Genomic DNA, 13,733 nt, shown 5'->3' with positions numbered 1-13,733 from the left:
ACGCCGGTGGACCGGGAACGTCGGCCCGCTCTGGAGCGTCGGAGAAGCGTATGCAGACCACTCGTGTGATTCATAGCGTCAGTTGCCATGCCGAGGGCGAGGTAGGTGACGTCATCGTTGGCGGGGTGGCTCCGCCGCCCGGCGAGACGCTGTGGGAGCAGTCGCGCTGGATCGCCCGCGACGAGACGCTGCGCCACTTCATGCTCAACGAGCCGCGAGGTGGCGTCTTTCGTCATGTGAATCTGCTGGTGCCGCCGAAAGACCCGCGCGCGCAGATGGGCTGGATCATCATGGAGCCGGAGGACACGCCACCGATGTCCGGTTCCAACAGCCTGTGTGTCGCGACCGTGCTGCTCGAGACCGGCATTCTGCCGATGCAGGAACCGGAGACGCAGCTGGTGCTGGAAGCGCCGGGCGGGGTGATCGAGGTCATGGCGCGTTGCGAGAACGGCCGGGTGCTGGACGTTACCGTGCGCAACCTGCCGGCGTTCGTCGACCGGCAGGACCTGCAGCTCGAGGTCGAAGGGCTCGGCACGCTGCGCGTCGATACGGCGTTCGGCGGCGACAGTTTCGTGATTGTCGATGCCGCCGATCTCGGCTTCAGGCTGGTGCCGGACGAAGCGCGGGAACTGGTCGAGGCCGGCATCCGCATCACCAATGCGACCAACGAGCAGTTCGGCTTCCATCATCCCGCCAATCCCGACTGGCGGCACGTTTCGTTCTGCCAGATTGCCGCACCGCTGACGCGGGAGGGCGATGCCTGGCTCGGGCGCAATACGGTGGCGATTCAGCCGGGCAAGCTCGATCGCTCTCCCACCGGGACCGGCTGTTCGGCGCGCATGGCGCTGCTGCACGCCCAGGGCAAGCTCGGGTTGGGCGAGACCTTCATCGGCGAATCGATCATCGATTCACGCTTTGTCTGTCGGCTCGACGGCACCACTCGCGTTGGCGACAAGGCAGCAGTGACGCCGCTGATCCGCGGGCGCGCGTTTATCACCGGTACCCATCAGCACACTCTGGATCCTCGTGATCCGTGGCCCGACGGCTACCGTATCGCCGATACCTGGCCGCGCATTGGCCGGTAAACGCTGTCTGCGTCGATCGGGATGCCAGCGGCTCGTACGGCCGATCGAAGCCCGAACATGACAGCGCGTTCGCATCGCCGCACAATGGAGGAATACGCTGACAGGCGCTGTCGGCATGCACGGACCCGCTCAATGAGGCAACGAACTTCCCATGTCATTTAAGGTATACGTAGACGGTCAGGAAGGCACGACCGGCCTGCGCCTGCTCGACTATCTAGAGGCCCGCGACGATATCGAGTTGCTGCGCATCGACTCCGCCAAGCGCAAGGACAGCGTCGAGCGTGCTCGCCTGCTCAACGCCGCCGACGTGGCTTTTCTGTGCCTGCCCGATGCCGCCTCGCGCGAAGCGGTCGCGCTGCTGGACAATCCCGACACCTGCCTGATCGATGCCAGTACGGCGTTTCGTACCGCCGAGGGCTGGACCTACGGCCTGCCGGAACTGGCCCCCGGTCAGCGCGAGCGAATCCGCCAAAGCAAGCGCATCGCCAACCCCGGCTGCCATGCCAGCGCCTTCGTCATGCTGGTGCGCCCCTTGGTCGATGCCGGCCTGCTGCCCGCCGACTACCCCCTATCGGCGTTCTCGCTGACCGGCTACAGCGGCGGCGGCAAGACGCTGATTCAGGAATACCAGGCCGCCGAGGCGGGCCGCCTGAGCGCCCCGCGCCCCTACGCCATGAACATGACCCACAAGCACCTGCCGGAAATGCACGTGCACGGCGGGCTCGCACTTTCGCCGGTGTTCAATCCGGTGGTCGGGCCGTTTCTCAAGGGCCTGGCGGTGACCGTGCCGCTGCACGTCAGCCGGCTGGCACCGGGCGCCAGCGGCGCGGCGATTCACCAGGCGTATCTCGAGCACTATGCCGGCGAGCGCTTCGTCAACGTCATGCCGCTGGCCGACGAAGCGAGCCTCGATCACGGCTTCTTCGACGTTCAGGGCGCCAACGACACTAACCGCGTCGACCTGTTCGTCTATGGCGGCGAGGAGCAACTCGCCCTCGTAGCCCGGCTCGACAATCTCGGCAAGGGCGCCGCCGGCGCCGCGGTCCAGAGCATGAACATCCACCTAGGGCTCGACGAAGCCACCGGTCTCGCGGTGCGCTAAGCGGGCGGTGCATGCTCACACGGGCTCAGCGCCACAATTTCAGCAGCTCGCCGCCCACCGGATCGTCGGCGGGTAGTTCCACCCGCGCGACCCGGGCCTGGGCGGCGGCCAGCTCGGCGGGGTCGCCGCGCTCCACTTCCCAGACCTGCCCCGGCGGATAGGCGCCGACCATCTCGAAATCGTCGCTGGATTCAAGGCACGCATGCCCGGTGCCCGCCGGCAGGATCAGCGCGTCGCCCGCAGCGATATCGAGCTCATCGCCCTGCGGCCCACCCAGGCGAACCCGCGCATAGCCGCTGAACACACCCAGCGCCTCGTGGGCGGTGGAGTGAAAGTGGTCGAAATCGTAGAGTCCGTAGCGCCACTGCGGCGGCCAGCGGTGACGCTCGAACAGCGTCTCGAAGGCCGTGGCCAGTTCAACGCCCGGGCCGGCGAGCAGCTGGCGATAGATCAGTACCGGCAACGGCGAGTTGGGAAAACCGCCCCGCGCCTCGAAATGCAGCGTCTCGGGCATGGGGACATGGCTGTCGCCGCCGGCCTGCGCGGTCGGCGTGGCCGCGAACGGCGGCTTGGCTGAATGGCGCATCGAAACCTCCCTGTTTCATGGACCGAGCGATGAATCGAGTTCGGCGCAGCTGCTCGGTTAAAGTTAGCTCAACCGGCCGAGCGCGAAGCTGGCGATCGCGGTGTCCTGCACTCCGGTGCCGGTCAGGTCGCAGACGGTGATGCTGGCGTCCGAGACGCGCAGGCGCTGGCCTTCGGCGATCACCTTGCCCAGCTCGTAGACCTTGAACGGTGGCTTTCCATCGGCCCCGAAGCCGGCCGAACCGCTCCCTGAACTGGCCGAGGCGCTTGCGTTCCGACGAGCAAACGCCTTGAGTTCGCCGTTGGTCTCGCTCTGGGCGCGGGTATCGCAGACGAAGGCATCGGCGCGGATCATCACTTCCTCGTCGAGCTCGCGCTTGTCGGGGCTGTCAGAGCCCATGGCGGTGACATGTACGCCCTCGGGCAGGTCCTGGGCGGTCAGGATCGGCTCGCGGGCCGGCGTCGCGGTGACGATGATGTCGGCCTGCTCGCAGGCGGAGCGGACATCGTCGTGAACGTTGACGGAGAACCCCAGGCTGCGCACGCGCTCGGCATAGGCTTCGGCCGACTCGCGGCTGCGCGCCCAGACGTCGACGGTGTCGATGTCGCGGACCAGTTGCAGCGCGCGCACCTGAAGCTCGGCCTGCTCGCCGGCGCCGAGCACCGTCACTCGCCGGCTGTCCTCGCGAGACAGGTGCTTGCTGGCGAGGGCCCCGGCCAGCGCGGTGCGTACCGCGGTCAGATAGCCCTCGTCGAACAGCACCGCGTCGACCAACCCGGTCTTGGCGGAAAACACCATCATCAGGCCATTGAGGCTCGGCAGGCCGATCTTGGGGTTGTCGAAGAATCCCGGACTGACCTTGATAGCGAAGCGCTCGCCGCCGCGGATATGCGCGGTCTTGACGTCCACCTCACCGTTGGATTCCTCGATTGCCATGGAAAGGATCGGCGGCTGCACGACGTCGCCGCGGCCGAGCGCCGCGAAGGCGTTTTCCACCGCTTCCAGGGCGGCCGCGTCGATGGTGACCGCCGCCTCGATGATGTCGCGTTGGTAGAGCTGCATGGCGGTGATCCTCAGTCTTTGGGTAGCATTTCGTGCGGCGTTTCCCCAAGCGCAGCAAGGTTAATCGGTTTTGGCAAGCGCCCGGGCGCGATCGAAAGTCTCCAGCGCCACGCCGTTGCCCGATACGACCAGCGCCACGCGCTGACCGCGAATATCGATGGCATGTTCGTCCAGTGCCGCCAGACCCACCGCCGCGGCGCCCTCGACGAGCATCTTCTCGTCTTCCAGCAGGGTGACCATGGCGCGGGCGATGGCCGCTTCGCTGACCTGGTAATGATCGTCCATTACCTCGCCCACCAGCGCGAAGGTACAGCGGTTGTCGAGCCCGATGCCGCCGCCCAGCGAATCGCCCAGGCTCTCGACCTCCTCGACCTCCGTCGGCCGGCCGGCTTGCAGGCTCTGCCACATGGCATCGCCCTGGGCGAGACTGACCCCGGTGACCCGGGTTGCGGGGCGAATCGCCTTGATTGCGGCGCCGATGCCGCCCAGCAGCCCGCCGCCGGAGAGCCCGACGAGGACTTGGTCGAGATCGGGCTGATCCTCGAGCAGCTCGATGCCGATGGTGCCCTGGCCGCTGGCGATCAGCGGGTCGTCGAACGGCGGGACCAGGGTCATGCCCTGCTCGTCGACCAGCCGCGCGACCTCGCCGAACGCCTCGTCCTGGCTGTTGCCGACGCGCCGCACCTCGGCGCCCAGTGCCTCGATGGCCCGCGCCTTGTTGTCGGGCACCAGCCTCGACAGGCAGATCACCGCCGGCACGCCGAGATTCGCTGCCGCCAGCGCTACCGCACGCCCGTGATTGCCGGTCGACGCCGTGGTCACGCCGCGGGCCAGGGCATCCGGGCCGCGTTCCTGCATCAGCGTACGGATCATGTGGGTCGCGCCGCGCAGCTTGAAGGCGCCGCTCGGCTGATGATTCTCCAGCTTGAGGAACACCTCGGCCTCGAAACGCCGCGACAGCGCCTGCGAGCGAATCAACGGCGTGCGCACGACCTGGCCGATGAGATTGGCCCGCGCCCGGTAGATCGAGGCCAGCGTCACGCCGTGGCTGGGTTGGGTCATGGTTTACCTCGCAATATCTGAGGGCATTTACAAAAGGACTGCGCTCGCCAATGCGGCGTTAAAATCATCCTCGTTCGCGAGCCCGGTCAACATGCTCATTTAGCACCATGTAAACTCCGCTATTTCGGCTGATTTTTCCTTGACTTGCCTTCGCTCGTCTGTTTCGTAAACACCCTCACTACTCATAAACAATAACGCCGCAAGCGAGTTGCGGCGCTATCAATACGTTGATCAGCTTAGAGGTTTGAACGCGAGTGCAGTCAGTTCAAACCTTGAGGTCTCCCGACTTGACGAGCTCATCGGTGACCCTGTCCACTGCGCGCTTGGCGCGGGCGATGACCTCGTCGACCTCGTCGCGGGTGATCACCAGCGGCGGCGCGAAGCCGAGGATGTCGCCATGCGGCATGGCCCGGGCGATCAGGTTCTCGTCGACCGCCGCGGCGCTGACCCGCGGCCCGACCTTGAGCGACGGTGCGAAGTGCGCGCGGTTCGCCTTGTCGGGCGAGAACTCGAGCGCCGCCAGCAGGCCGATGCCGCGCACGTCGCCGACCAGCGGATGCCCGGCGAAGGTCGCCTGCATCTGGTGCTGCAGATAGGCGCCGGTCTCGGCGGCGTTCTGGGTCAGCCCCTCGCGCTCGATGATTGCCAGGTTCGCAAGGCCGGCGGCAGCGCCCAGCGGATGGCCGGAATAGGTCCAGCCGTGGCCGATCGGGCCGAACTCGCCGGTGCCCTGCTCGAGGACCCGCCAGACCTTGTCGCCGACGATTACCCCGGACAGCGGCTGGTAGGCGCTGGTCAGGCCCTTGGCGACGGTGATCAGGTCCGGACGCATGCCGAAGTAATGGCTGCCGAAATCGGTGCCGATGCGGCCGAAGCCGGTAACCACTTCATCGGCGATCAGCAGCACGTCGTACTTGGCCAGGACCTGCTGGATCTCCTCCCAGTAGCCTTCCGGCGGAGCGACGATGCCGCCGGTACCCAGCACCGGCTCGCCGATGAAGGCGGCGACGGTGTCCGGCCCCTCGCTGAGGATCATCGCTTCGAGTCTGGCCGCGCAGTCCTTGGCGAATTCACGCTCGCTCATCCCCGCCTGGGCGTCGCTGCGCCGGTAATAGTACGGCGCCTCGGTGTGCAGGATGCCGTCGATCGGCAGGTCGAAATGGTTGTGGAAAGTCGGCAACCCGGTCAGCGAGCCCGAGGCGATGCCCGAGCCGTGATAGCCGCGGCTGCGCGCGATGACCTTCTTCTTCTCGGTGCGGCCGAGCACGTTGTTGTAGTAGCGCACCAGCTTGAGCTGGGTCTCGTTGGCATCAGAACCCGACATGCCGTAGTAGACCTTGGACATGCCCATGCCGGCTAGCTTGAGGATCTGCTCCGAAAGCTCGATCAACGGCTCGTTCGAGGTGCCCACGTAGGTATGGTAATAGGACAGTTCGAGGGCCTGCTTGTAGATCGCCTCGGCCATCTCGGTACGCCCGTAGCCGATGTTGACGCAGTACAGTCCGGCGAAGCCGTCGATCATCTCGCGGCCCTGCTTGTCGACGATCGAGATGCCCTTGCCACCGGTGATCACGCGCCCCGGGGCGTCGCCATGCGCGAAGTCGCGCAGGTGCGTCGAAGCATGGAAGGTGACCTTGCGGTCGCGATCGATCAGATCCTGATGAGTGCTCACGGCACGCTCCTAAATTTCAATTTTCAAGTAGTTAAAACGTCAGCCGCAGAAGTTCTGCGAGCGATGGCCAGACCGGGCCACGCTGGCCGGGCCACGCTGGCAAGGCGTGGCCTGTTTCGATCAACTGCCGGATAGCGTGCCCAACCCGCCGATGCAGTAATATTTGGTCTCGAGGAATTCCTCGATCCCCGCGGTGCCGCCCTCGCGGCCCAGGCCGGATTGCTTGACCCCGCCGAACGGGATCGGCGGTCCGGTCATCTTGACGGTGTTGACCGCGACCATGCCGTTCTTCAAGGCGCGCATGATCTTCCAGATGCGCCGCACGTCGTAGGTGAACAGGTAGGCCGACAGCCCGTATTCGGTGTCGTTGGCCATCTCGATCACCTCGTCGTCGCTGCGATAGCGGGTGATGCCGGCCACCGGCGAGAAGTTCTCCTCGCGCCAGATCTGCATCTCCGCGGTCACCTCGGTGAGCAGCGTGGGCATGAAGAAGTTGCGCCCCGGCGCCTGCGATTGATCGCCATGCACCAGCGTCGCGCCGCGCGACAGGGCGTCATCGACGATCGAGGTGGCCTTCTCCACCGCGCGTTCGTGGATCAGCGGGCCGAGATCGATCTCGCTGTCCAGTCCGTTGCCCACGGTCAGCGCCTTCATGCGTTCGGCGAAATGCTCGACGAAGGCATCGTGGACGTCCTCGTGGACCAGGATACGATTGGCGGCCAGGCAGTCCTGCCCGGCGGTCTGGAACTTCGCCGCCACCGCCGCCAGCGCGGCCTCCTTGGGGTCGACGTCGGGGCCGACGATGAACGGCGCATTGCCGCCGAGCTCCAGCGACACGCGCTTGACGGTGCTCGCCGACTGCTCGAGCAGCAACCGCCCGACCGGGGTGGAGCCGGTGAACGACAGCGCCATGACCCGGGTGTCCTTGCACAGCACTTCGGAGACCGTCGGCGCGTCGCCCAGCACCACGTTGAACACCCCGGCGGGGATGCCCGCGCGCTCGGCGAGCTCGGCCAGCGCCAGCGCGGTGAACGGCGTCTCGCCGGCCGGCTTGACCACCACCGGACAGCCGGCGGCCAATGCCGCGCCGGCCTTGCGGGTGATCATCGCCAGCGGGAAGTTCCACGGCGTGATCAGCGCGGCAACGCCGACCGGCTCCTTGATGGTGCCCAGCGCCGAATTGGGGATGTGGCTGGGAATCGTCTGGCCGAAGGTGCGCTTGCTCTCCTCGGCGAACCAGCGCACGAAGCTGGCGCCGTACTCGACCTCGCCGCGGGCGTCGGGCAACGGCTTGCCCTGCTCGAGGGTCATCAGCGTCGCCAGGTCCTCGCGATGAGCCTGCATCAGCTCGTACCAGCCGAGCAGCCGGTCGCAGCGCTCGTCGACGCGCAGCGCGCGCCAATGCACGAAGGCCCGGTCGGCGGCGTCGACGGCACCCCGGATCTGCTCGGCCTCGAGCAGCGGAATGTGGCCCAGCGTCTCGCCGGTGGCCGGATTGATCACGGCCTCTTCGCGCCCCGCATCGCCGTGGGTCCACTTACCGTCGATGTAGGCGTACTGGCGGAATAACCGCAGATCGCTGAGCTTCATGGTCAGCCTCCCTGAAACGAACCTCAAAAGACATGGCCGGGTATCGCTACCCGTCTGCCTGCCAGACTAGAGGATTCGGCACCAGGAGTGTTTCTGTTCGCCGCAGCGGCGAGGCGGGATTTTTCTGGAAATCGCGGCGTCGACGCGGTTTTTTTCGGACAGCGCCATTAGTGCTGTAGCTGGCCGGTGACGAGTGGCGTGCGTGCGCCGTTGCATTCGGAATGGGAACGAGCGGGAGCGGCGAAAGCGGATGTCGAATCGGGCGATGACGCCCCGCTCACTCGCCGCCGCTGAGCAGTTCCAGCCGGCGGCCGCGATGGCAGCAGATCAGATTGAGTTCACAGGCGCGGGCGACTTCCACCGACAACGCCGAGGGCAACGCCAGGGTCGCCAGCGTCGTGATGCCCGCGCGCACGCTCTTCTGCACCAGCTCCAGACTGCAGCGGCTGGACAGCAGGATCGCGTCGGGCATGGCGCGGGCCTCGAGCCCCGCGCCGATCACCCGGTCCAGCGCATTGTGACGACCGATATCCACGCCGCTAAAGCGCACCTCGCCGTGGGCGTCCAGGCCCAGCGCGGTATGCAGCCCGGCGCGTCCGCCCTGGCTGAGCGCCTCGAGCCCCCGTTGCAGCGCCTGCGCCGCCAGCGGTGGGTGCGCCGGCAAGCGGGTCAGGCCGAACATCAGCTGCGCTTCCTCGGCCACCCCGCAGGCGCCGCAGCTGGATACCGAAGGTCCGCCGCGTTGCAGCCGAGCCGCACGTTCGGCGATGCGCGGCGCGACCGACAGGCGCACGCTCAGGCCGTGGCGCAGGCGCGACAGCTCGATCGACTCGACCTGGGCGGCGCGCTCGATCCAGCCGGCGGTGAAGGCGTGGCCCAGCGCCAGCGGCTCGAGCGACTCGGGGGTCGCCAGCAGTGTGACCATGGCGGTGTCGTTGAGCGTCAAAGTGACCGGTTGCTCGGCGGGGTCGCCGAAGTCGCGCAACGGCCGACCGCGCTGATCGTCGTAGCCGTCGGCGGGCGGGCGGGCTTGGGTGGGCTGGGACGGTGGCATGCAGGACGATCCGGTCGACGAGAGAGCACGCTATTTTGTAAACGCTCTCCTAGGATGGGCTCATGGGGCGCCCTCGTCGAGCGTCATCGGCGGTGCCTGGTGTTTGACGGTCTTGGTGACGATGTAGGTGAAGTAGCGCTCGATGCCCAGCTCCGAGGTCAGCCAGTCATCGATCAGCCGCTGATAGGCATCGATGGAGGATGCCTCGACCTTGACCAGATAGTCGACGCCGCCGCCCACCGCCACGCATTCGGTGACGAGGGGCTCGTCACGCATGGCGTTCTCGAAGCACTGGAAGCTCTCGGCGTTGTGCGCCTTGAGCTCGATCTGCATCCAGACCGGATTGCGCTTTACGATCGCCCGCGGGTTGATGCGTGCCGAATAGCCCTCGATGACCCCGGCCGCTTCCAGGCGGCGCACCCGCTCCCAGCACGGGCTGACCGACAGGTTGATCGCCTCGGCCAGCCGCGACTTGGTGATACGCCCATCCTTGGCGAGGATTTCCAGGATCTTGAGGTCGTAGCGATCGAGCTTCATGCGGATCCGTTGTCGATGACGCCGGCGGCGCCGGCGAACGTTGGGGCGGCTCAGGCGTCGCGGGAGTCGACCACCTCGGCGATCACCGCGATGGTGTCGCCCATGTTGACCAGAGACGGGAAGCGTCGCGCCACCAGCACGCCGCTACGCTTGGCGCGGTACTCGACCGGTGCGGCGCCGGTGCGGGTCATGTCGTAGATCCGCGCGATCACCTCGCCCTCGCGAACCGTGTCGTTGAGCGCCAGGGTCAGTTCGAGCAAGCCTGTATGTTCGCTCTGCACGTAACAGGAGGCATCGGGCATGTCGACGAAGACCTGCGGCTCTTCAGGCAACTCCAGCTCGCCATCGATCAGGCCGTAATGGATCAGGAAGTTGCGTATCCCGCGCTCGGCGATCGCCATGCGCTCCGGGTTGGTGGAGCCGCCGCCGCCAAGTTCGGTGGCGACGAACACCTTGCCCTGGCTCTCCACCGCGGTGTCGAACAGCTTGGCGGCGTCGAGCTCGAACATCAGCATCGCGGTGGGCGCGCCGAACGCCTTGGCGCCCTCCACGGCCTGGCGCTGAAGTGCCTTGTCGTCGAGCTGATGCGAGGCGCCGAACGGGATGATGTCGAGCGTGCGTCCACCGGAATGCAAATCGAGCACCACGTCGACCAGCGGCACCAGGTAGCGGGTGAAGTAATCGGCGATCTGCTCGGTGACGCTGCCGTCGGGGTCGCCGGGAAAGCTGCGATTGAGATTGCCGCCGTCCATCGGCGAGGTGCGCCGGCCGACCTGTGCGGCGGGCACGTTCATCATCGGCACGATGATCACCCGGCCGTGCACGTCGTCGGCCTCGAGCGAGTTGGCGAGTTTGAGCAGCCCCGTGATGCCCTCGTACTCGTCACCGTGATTGCCGCCGGTCAACAGCGCGCTGGGACCCTCGCCGTTCTTGACCACGGTGATCGGAATCATCACCGCGCCCCAGGCCGATTCATCGGTGGAGATCGGCAGCTTGAGAAAACCGTGCTGGACGCCGTCGGCATCGAAGTCGACGGTCGCTGAGATGGGGCTGGGCCGCACCCGGCTGGGCCGCATTTGACTGGGGGTTTGGCTCATAGGGCTCCCTCCATTATTTGACGAACAGCTGACGCGGGAAGTTGGCCAGCGGCTCGGCGCCGTTTTCGGTTATCAGGATACTCTCGGTGATCTCGAGCCCCCAATCGTCCATCCACATGCCAGGCATGAAATGGAAGGTCATGCCCGGCTCGAGGATCGTCTCGTCGGAGGGGCGCAGGCTCATGGTGCGCTCGCCCCAGTCCGGCGGATAGCTGATGCCGATCGGATAGCCGCAGCGCGCACCGCCGCGGTCGAAGCCGTACTTGTCCATCGCCGCGCCCAGCGCCATGGCGATGTCGGCACAGCGATTGCCGGGCTTGGCGACCGCCAGGCCGTTCTCGATGCCCTCGAGCAGCGCCGACTCGCCGCGCACGAACTCCTTGGGCGGCGTGCCCAGGAACACCGTGCGCGACAGCGGTGCGTGGTAGCGCTTGTAGCAGCCGGCGATCTCGAAGAAGGTGCCCTCGCCCTTGCGAAACGGCGTGTCGTCCCAGGTCAGGTGAGGCGCGGCGGCGTCGGAGCCGGTCGGCAACAGCGGCACGATCGCCGGGTAGTCGCCACCGAACACCGTGCCCTGGCCGTCGGTCCAGCCCTCGGTGCCCACGCGGTAGATCTCCGAGACCAACTTGCTCTTGGCCAGGCCGGGCTCGATCACCTCGAGAATCCGCGAATGCATGCATTCGACGATACGCGCGGCGACCCGCATGTATTCGATCTCCTGCGGCGACTTGATCGCCCGGCACCAGTTGACCAGGGCGTTGGCATCCTCGAAGCGCGCGTGGGGCAACTCCTTGACCAGGCTCTGGTAGGCCTTCGCCGAGAAGTAGTAGTTGTCCATCTCCATGCCCACCACGCCACGGTCCCAGCCACGCTCGGGCATGACCGACTGGGCCAGGTATTCCATGGGGTGCATGTCCGGATTCTGGACGTAGTAATCCGGGTAGTAGGTGATGTTGTCGGGGTTCAGCCAGCAGGTGCGCAGCGCACCGTTGCTGTCCTGGCGTCGGCCGTACCATACCGGCTCGCCTTCCAGGCCGAGCAGCACGCATTGGTGCACATAGAACGACCAGCCGTCATAGCCGGTCAGCCAGGCCATGTTGGAGGGATCGCTGATGATTAAGACATCGATGCCCCGGCTGGCCATCGAGCTACGTACTTTCCACAGACGCTGAGCATATTCCTCACGCGTGAACGGCAGGGTCACCTGGATCATGGACCTCGTCCCAACACGAATCGCCAAATTCGGACCTCACCGTCATACGGGAGGCCGAGCCGCTTGCCTGGACGCTTGGTAACAAGCCGACACCGAAATTGTCATGACTTGGGCTAATTGAAAGCATGACAATTACCTGCCAATGTCCCACCGCCGATACTAGCACCAAGGCTGAGCCAGCCGTCAAAGGCTTTATTGAATCATGACAATTGACCTGACGCCTTACCTGTCTTCGCAGGGTCCCAAGTACCTGGCCATCGCCCGGGCGCTGTCCGAGGCGATCCGCCATGGCGAGTTGACCCCGGGCACGCGCCTGCCGCCGCACCGCCAGCTCGCCGAAGCATTGGGCGTCAGCGTACAGACGGTATCGCGGGCCTATGCCCAGGCTGACAAGATGGGCCTGGTCCAGGCCCGGGTCGGGAGCGGCACCTGGATCAATACGCTCGACGACAAGCGCGAGACGGAATATCTGCGCACCGGCGAGGCACGCCCCGAAGCGGCGCTGATCGACCTGTCGATCGCTCACCCGGTATGCCCGCCGACCCATCACCTGCGCTTTCGCGAGACGCTCGCCGAACTCGCCGAGCAGGCCTCGCCCGAGGTGATTTCGGCCTGCCGGCCGATCGCCGGGCTGGTGTATCAGCGCGAACGGGCCGGCCAGTGGCTGCGCGAGCGGCTCGGCGTACCCGGCGACACCGAGGAGCGCATTCTCTGCAACGGTGCCGCCCATGGCCTGATGGTGGCGATCACCACGGTGGTCCAGCACGGCGACGTGGTGCTCACCGAAGCGCTCAGCGATCACGGCCTGATCGCCCTGTCACGCACCCTGGGCTTTCAGTTGCGCGGCGTGGCGATCGACACCGAAGGCATCGTCCTCGAGGCACTGGATGCCGCCTGCCGACGCTTTCGGCCAAGCGCCGTGTGCCTCACGCCGACCCAGCTCAATCCCACCGGAGCGACCATGGGCGAGGCGCGCCGCGACGCCGTGGCCGCGGTACTCGAGCGTCACGGCGTGTGGCTGATCGAGGACGACGTGCACGCCCTGCTCGAGGCGCCGGGTTTGAGCCCGCTGGCCGCCCGACTGCCCAGCCAGAGCTTTCATGTCACCAGCCTGACCAAGGTCACCGTGCCGGGGCTGCGCGCCGGCTATCTGACGGTGCCGCGTGGCCAGCTCCACCATGCCCTGCCGCGTCTGCGCGCGACCAGTTGGATGGCCACGCCGCTGATCTTCGAGATCGCCGACCGCTGGCTGGCCGACGGCAGCGTCGAGTCGCTGGCCGCCCAGCAGCGCGGGCTGCTCGCCGAACGCCAGCGGCTGGCCGCGCGTCGCATGCATGGCCACGAGCTTGCCGCGCGACCCTCGAGCCTGCACGTCTGGGTGACGCTACCCGCCGCGTGGCGCGCCGAGGAGCTGCGCCAACAGGCCGAGCAGGAGGGCCTCGCGCTGACCGCCTCGCAGCCGTTCATGGTCGAACAGACCCCGCCCCCGCGACGCGTGCGCCTGAGCCTCGGCGCCGAACCCGATATCGAGCGCCTCGATCGAGGCCTCGAACTGGTCGCCCGCTTGCTCAACGAGGCACCGCCACCCATGCTGGGAATGGTCTACTGACTCGCCGCACCCCCTCTCACGGAAGCGGCAATCCATAGAAGTGATAACCGCTCACAGGAAGGAG

Annotated in this window: 12 protein-coding genes; 3 read left to right on the top strand and 9 right to left on the bottom strand. The window is 66.6% G+C overall.

What is annotated here, in order from left to right:
• Positions 1 to 50 precede the first annotated feature (50 nt).
• Together R6258_RS10970 and argC are read left to right on the top strand one after the other, a co-directional pair.
• Positions 51 to 1,085, top strand: coding sequence for a trans-3-hydroxy-L-proline dehydratase (locus R6258_RS10970; RefSeq protein ID WP_318450145.1), 1,035 nt, complete (start codon positions 51 to 53; stop codon positions 1,083 to 1,085).
• Positions 1,086 to 1,236: 151 nt separating this feature from the next.
• On the top strand, positions 1,237 to 2,187 hold the full coding sequence (gene argC, locus R6258_RS10965; protein ID WP_318450143.1) for an N-acetyl-gamma-glutamyl-phosphate reductase: 951 nt from the start codon (positions 1,237 to 1,239) through the stop codon (positions 2,185 to 2,187).
• 25 nt (positions 2,188 to 2,212) lie between these two features.
• On the opposite strand, the gene R6258_RS10960 is transcribed toward argC, so the two are convergent.
• From R6258_RS10960 to doeA, 9 genes are all read right to left on the bottom strand, one after another.
• A complete protein-coding gene (locus R6258_RS10960; protein ID WP_318450141.1) occupies positions 2,213 to 2,773 on the bottom strand; it encodes a cupin in 561 nt (186 codons plus the stop codon).
• A 63-nt stretch (positions 2,774 to 2,836) separates the two neighbouring features.
• Entirely contained in the window at positions 2,837 to 3,835 is a 999-nt protein-coding gene (locus R6258_RS10955; RefSeq protein ID WP_318450139.1) for a cyclodeaminase, read from the bottom strand.
• A 60-nt stretch (positions 3,836 to 3,895) separates the two neighbouring features.
• Positions 3,896 to 4,897 (bottom strand): hydroxyectoine utilization dehydratase EutB, encoded by a 1,002-nt coding sequence (eutB, locus tag R6258_RS10950; RefSeq protein WP_318450137.1) that lies wholly within the window; start codon positions 4,895 to 4,897, stop codon positions 3,896 to 3,898.
• 265 nt (positions 4,898 to 5,162) lie between these two features.
• Positions 5,163 to 6,569 (bottom strand): aminotransferase, encoded by a 1,407-nt coding sequence (locus R6258_RS10945; RefSeq protein ID WP_318450136.1) that lies wholly within the window; start codon positions 6,567 to 6,569, stop codon positions 5,163 to 5,165.
• Positions 6,570 to 6,689: 120 nt separating this feature from the next.
• A complete protein-coding gene (locus R6258_RS10940; protein ID WP_318450134.1) occupies positions 6,690 to 8,159 on the bottom strand; it encodes an NAD-dependent succinate-semialdehyde dehydrogenase in 1,470 nt (489 codons plus the stop codon).
• 277 nt (positions 8,160 to 8,436) lie between these two features.
• On the bottom strand, positions 8,437 to 9,213 hold the full coding sequence (locus R6258_RS10935) for a formate dehydrogenase accessory sulfurtransferase FdhD (RefSeq protein WP_318450133.1): 777 nt from the start codon (positions 9,211 to 9,213) through the stop codon (positions 8,437 to 8,439).
• 60 nt (positions 9,214 to 9,273) lie between these two features.
• Entirely contained in the window at positions 9,274 to 9,750 is a 477-nt protein-coding gene (locus R6258_RS10930) for an Lrp/AsnC family transcriptional regulator (RefSeq protein ID WP_318450131.1), read from the bottom strand.
• A 50-nt stretch (positions 9,751 to 9,800) separates the two neighbouring features.
• On the bottom strand, positions 9,801 to 10,847 hold the full coding sequence (doeB, locus tag R6258_RS10925; RefSeq protein WP_318450129.1) for a N(2)-acetyl-L-2,4-diaminobutanoate deacetylase DoeB: 1,047 nt from the start codon (positions 10,845 to 10,847) through the stop codon (positions 9,801 to 9,803).
• 13 nt (positions 10,848 to 10,860) lie between these two features.
• A complete protein-coding gene (gene doeA, locus R6258_RS10920) occupies positions 10,861 to 12,060 on the bottom strand; it encodes an ectoine hydrolase DoeA (RefSeq protein WP_318450127.1) in 1,200 nt (399 codons plus the stop codon).
• Between the two features lie 202 nt (positions 12,061 to 12,262).
• On the opposite strand from doeA, the gene R6258_RS10915 reads away from it, so the two are divergent.
• On the top strand, positions 12,263 to 13,669 hold the full coding sequence (locus R6258_RS10915) for a PLP-dependent aminotransferase family protein (protein WP_318450125.1): 1,407 nt from the start codon (positions 12,263 to 12,265) through the stop codon (positions 13,667 to 13,669).
• Positions 13,670 to 13,733: the final 64 nt, after the last annotated feature.

The organism is Halomonas sp. HP20-15, assembly GCF_033446685.1.
In the GTDB taxonomy this organism is placed as follows: domain Bacteria; phylum Pseudomonadota; class Gammaproteobacteria; order Pseudomonadales; family Halomonadaceae; genus Modicisalibacter.
This window is presented reverse-complemented; position numbering and strand designations above follow the sequence as displayed.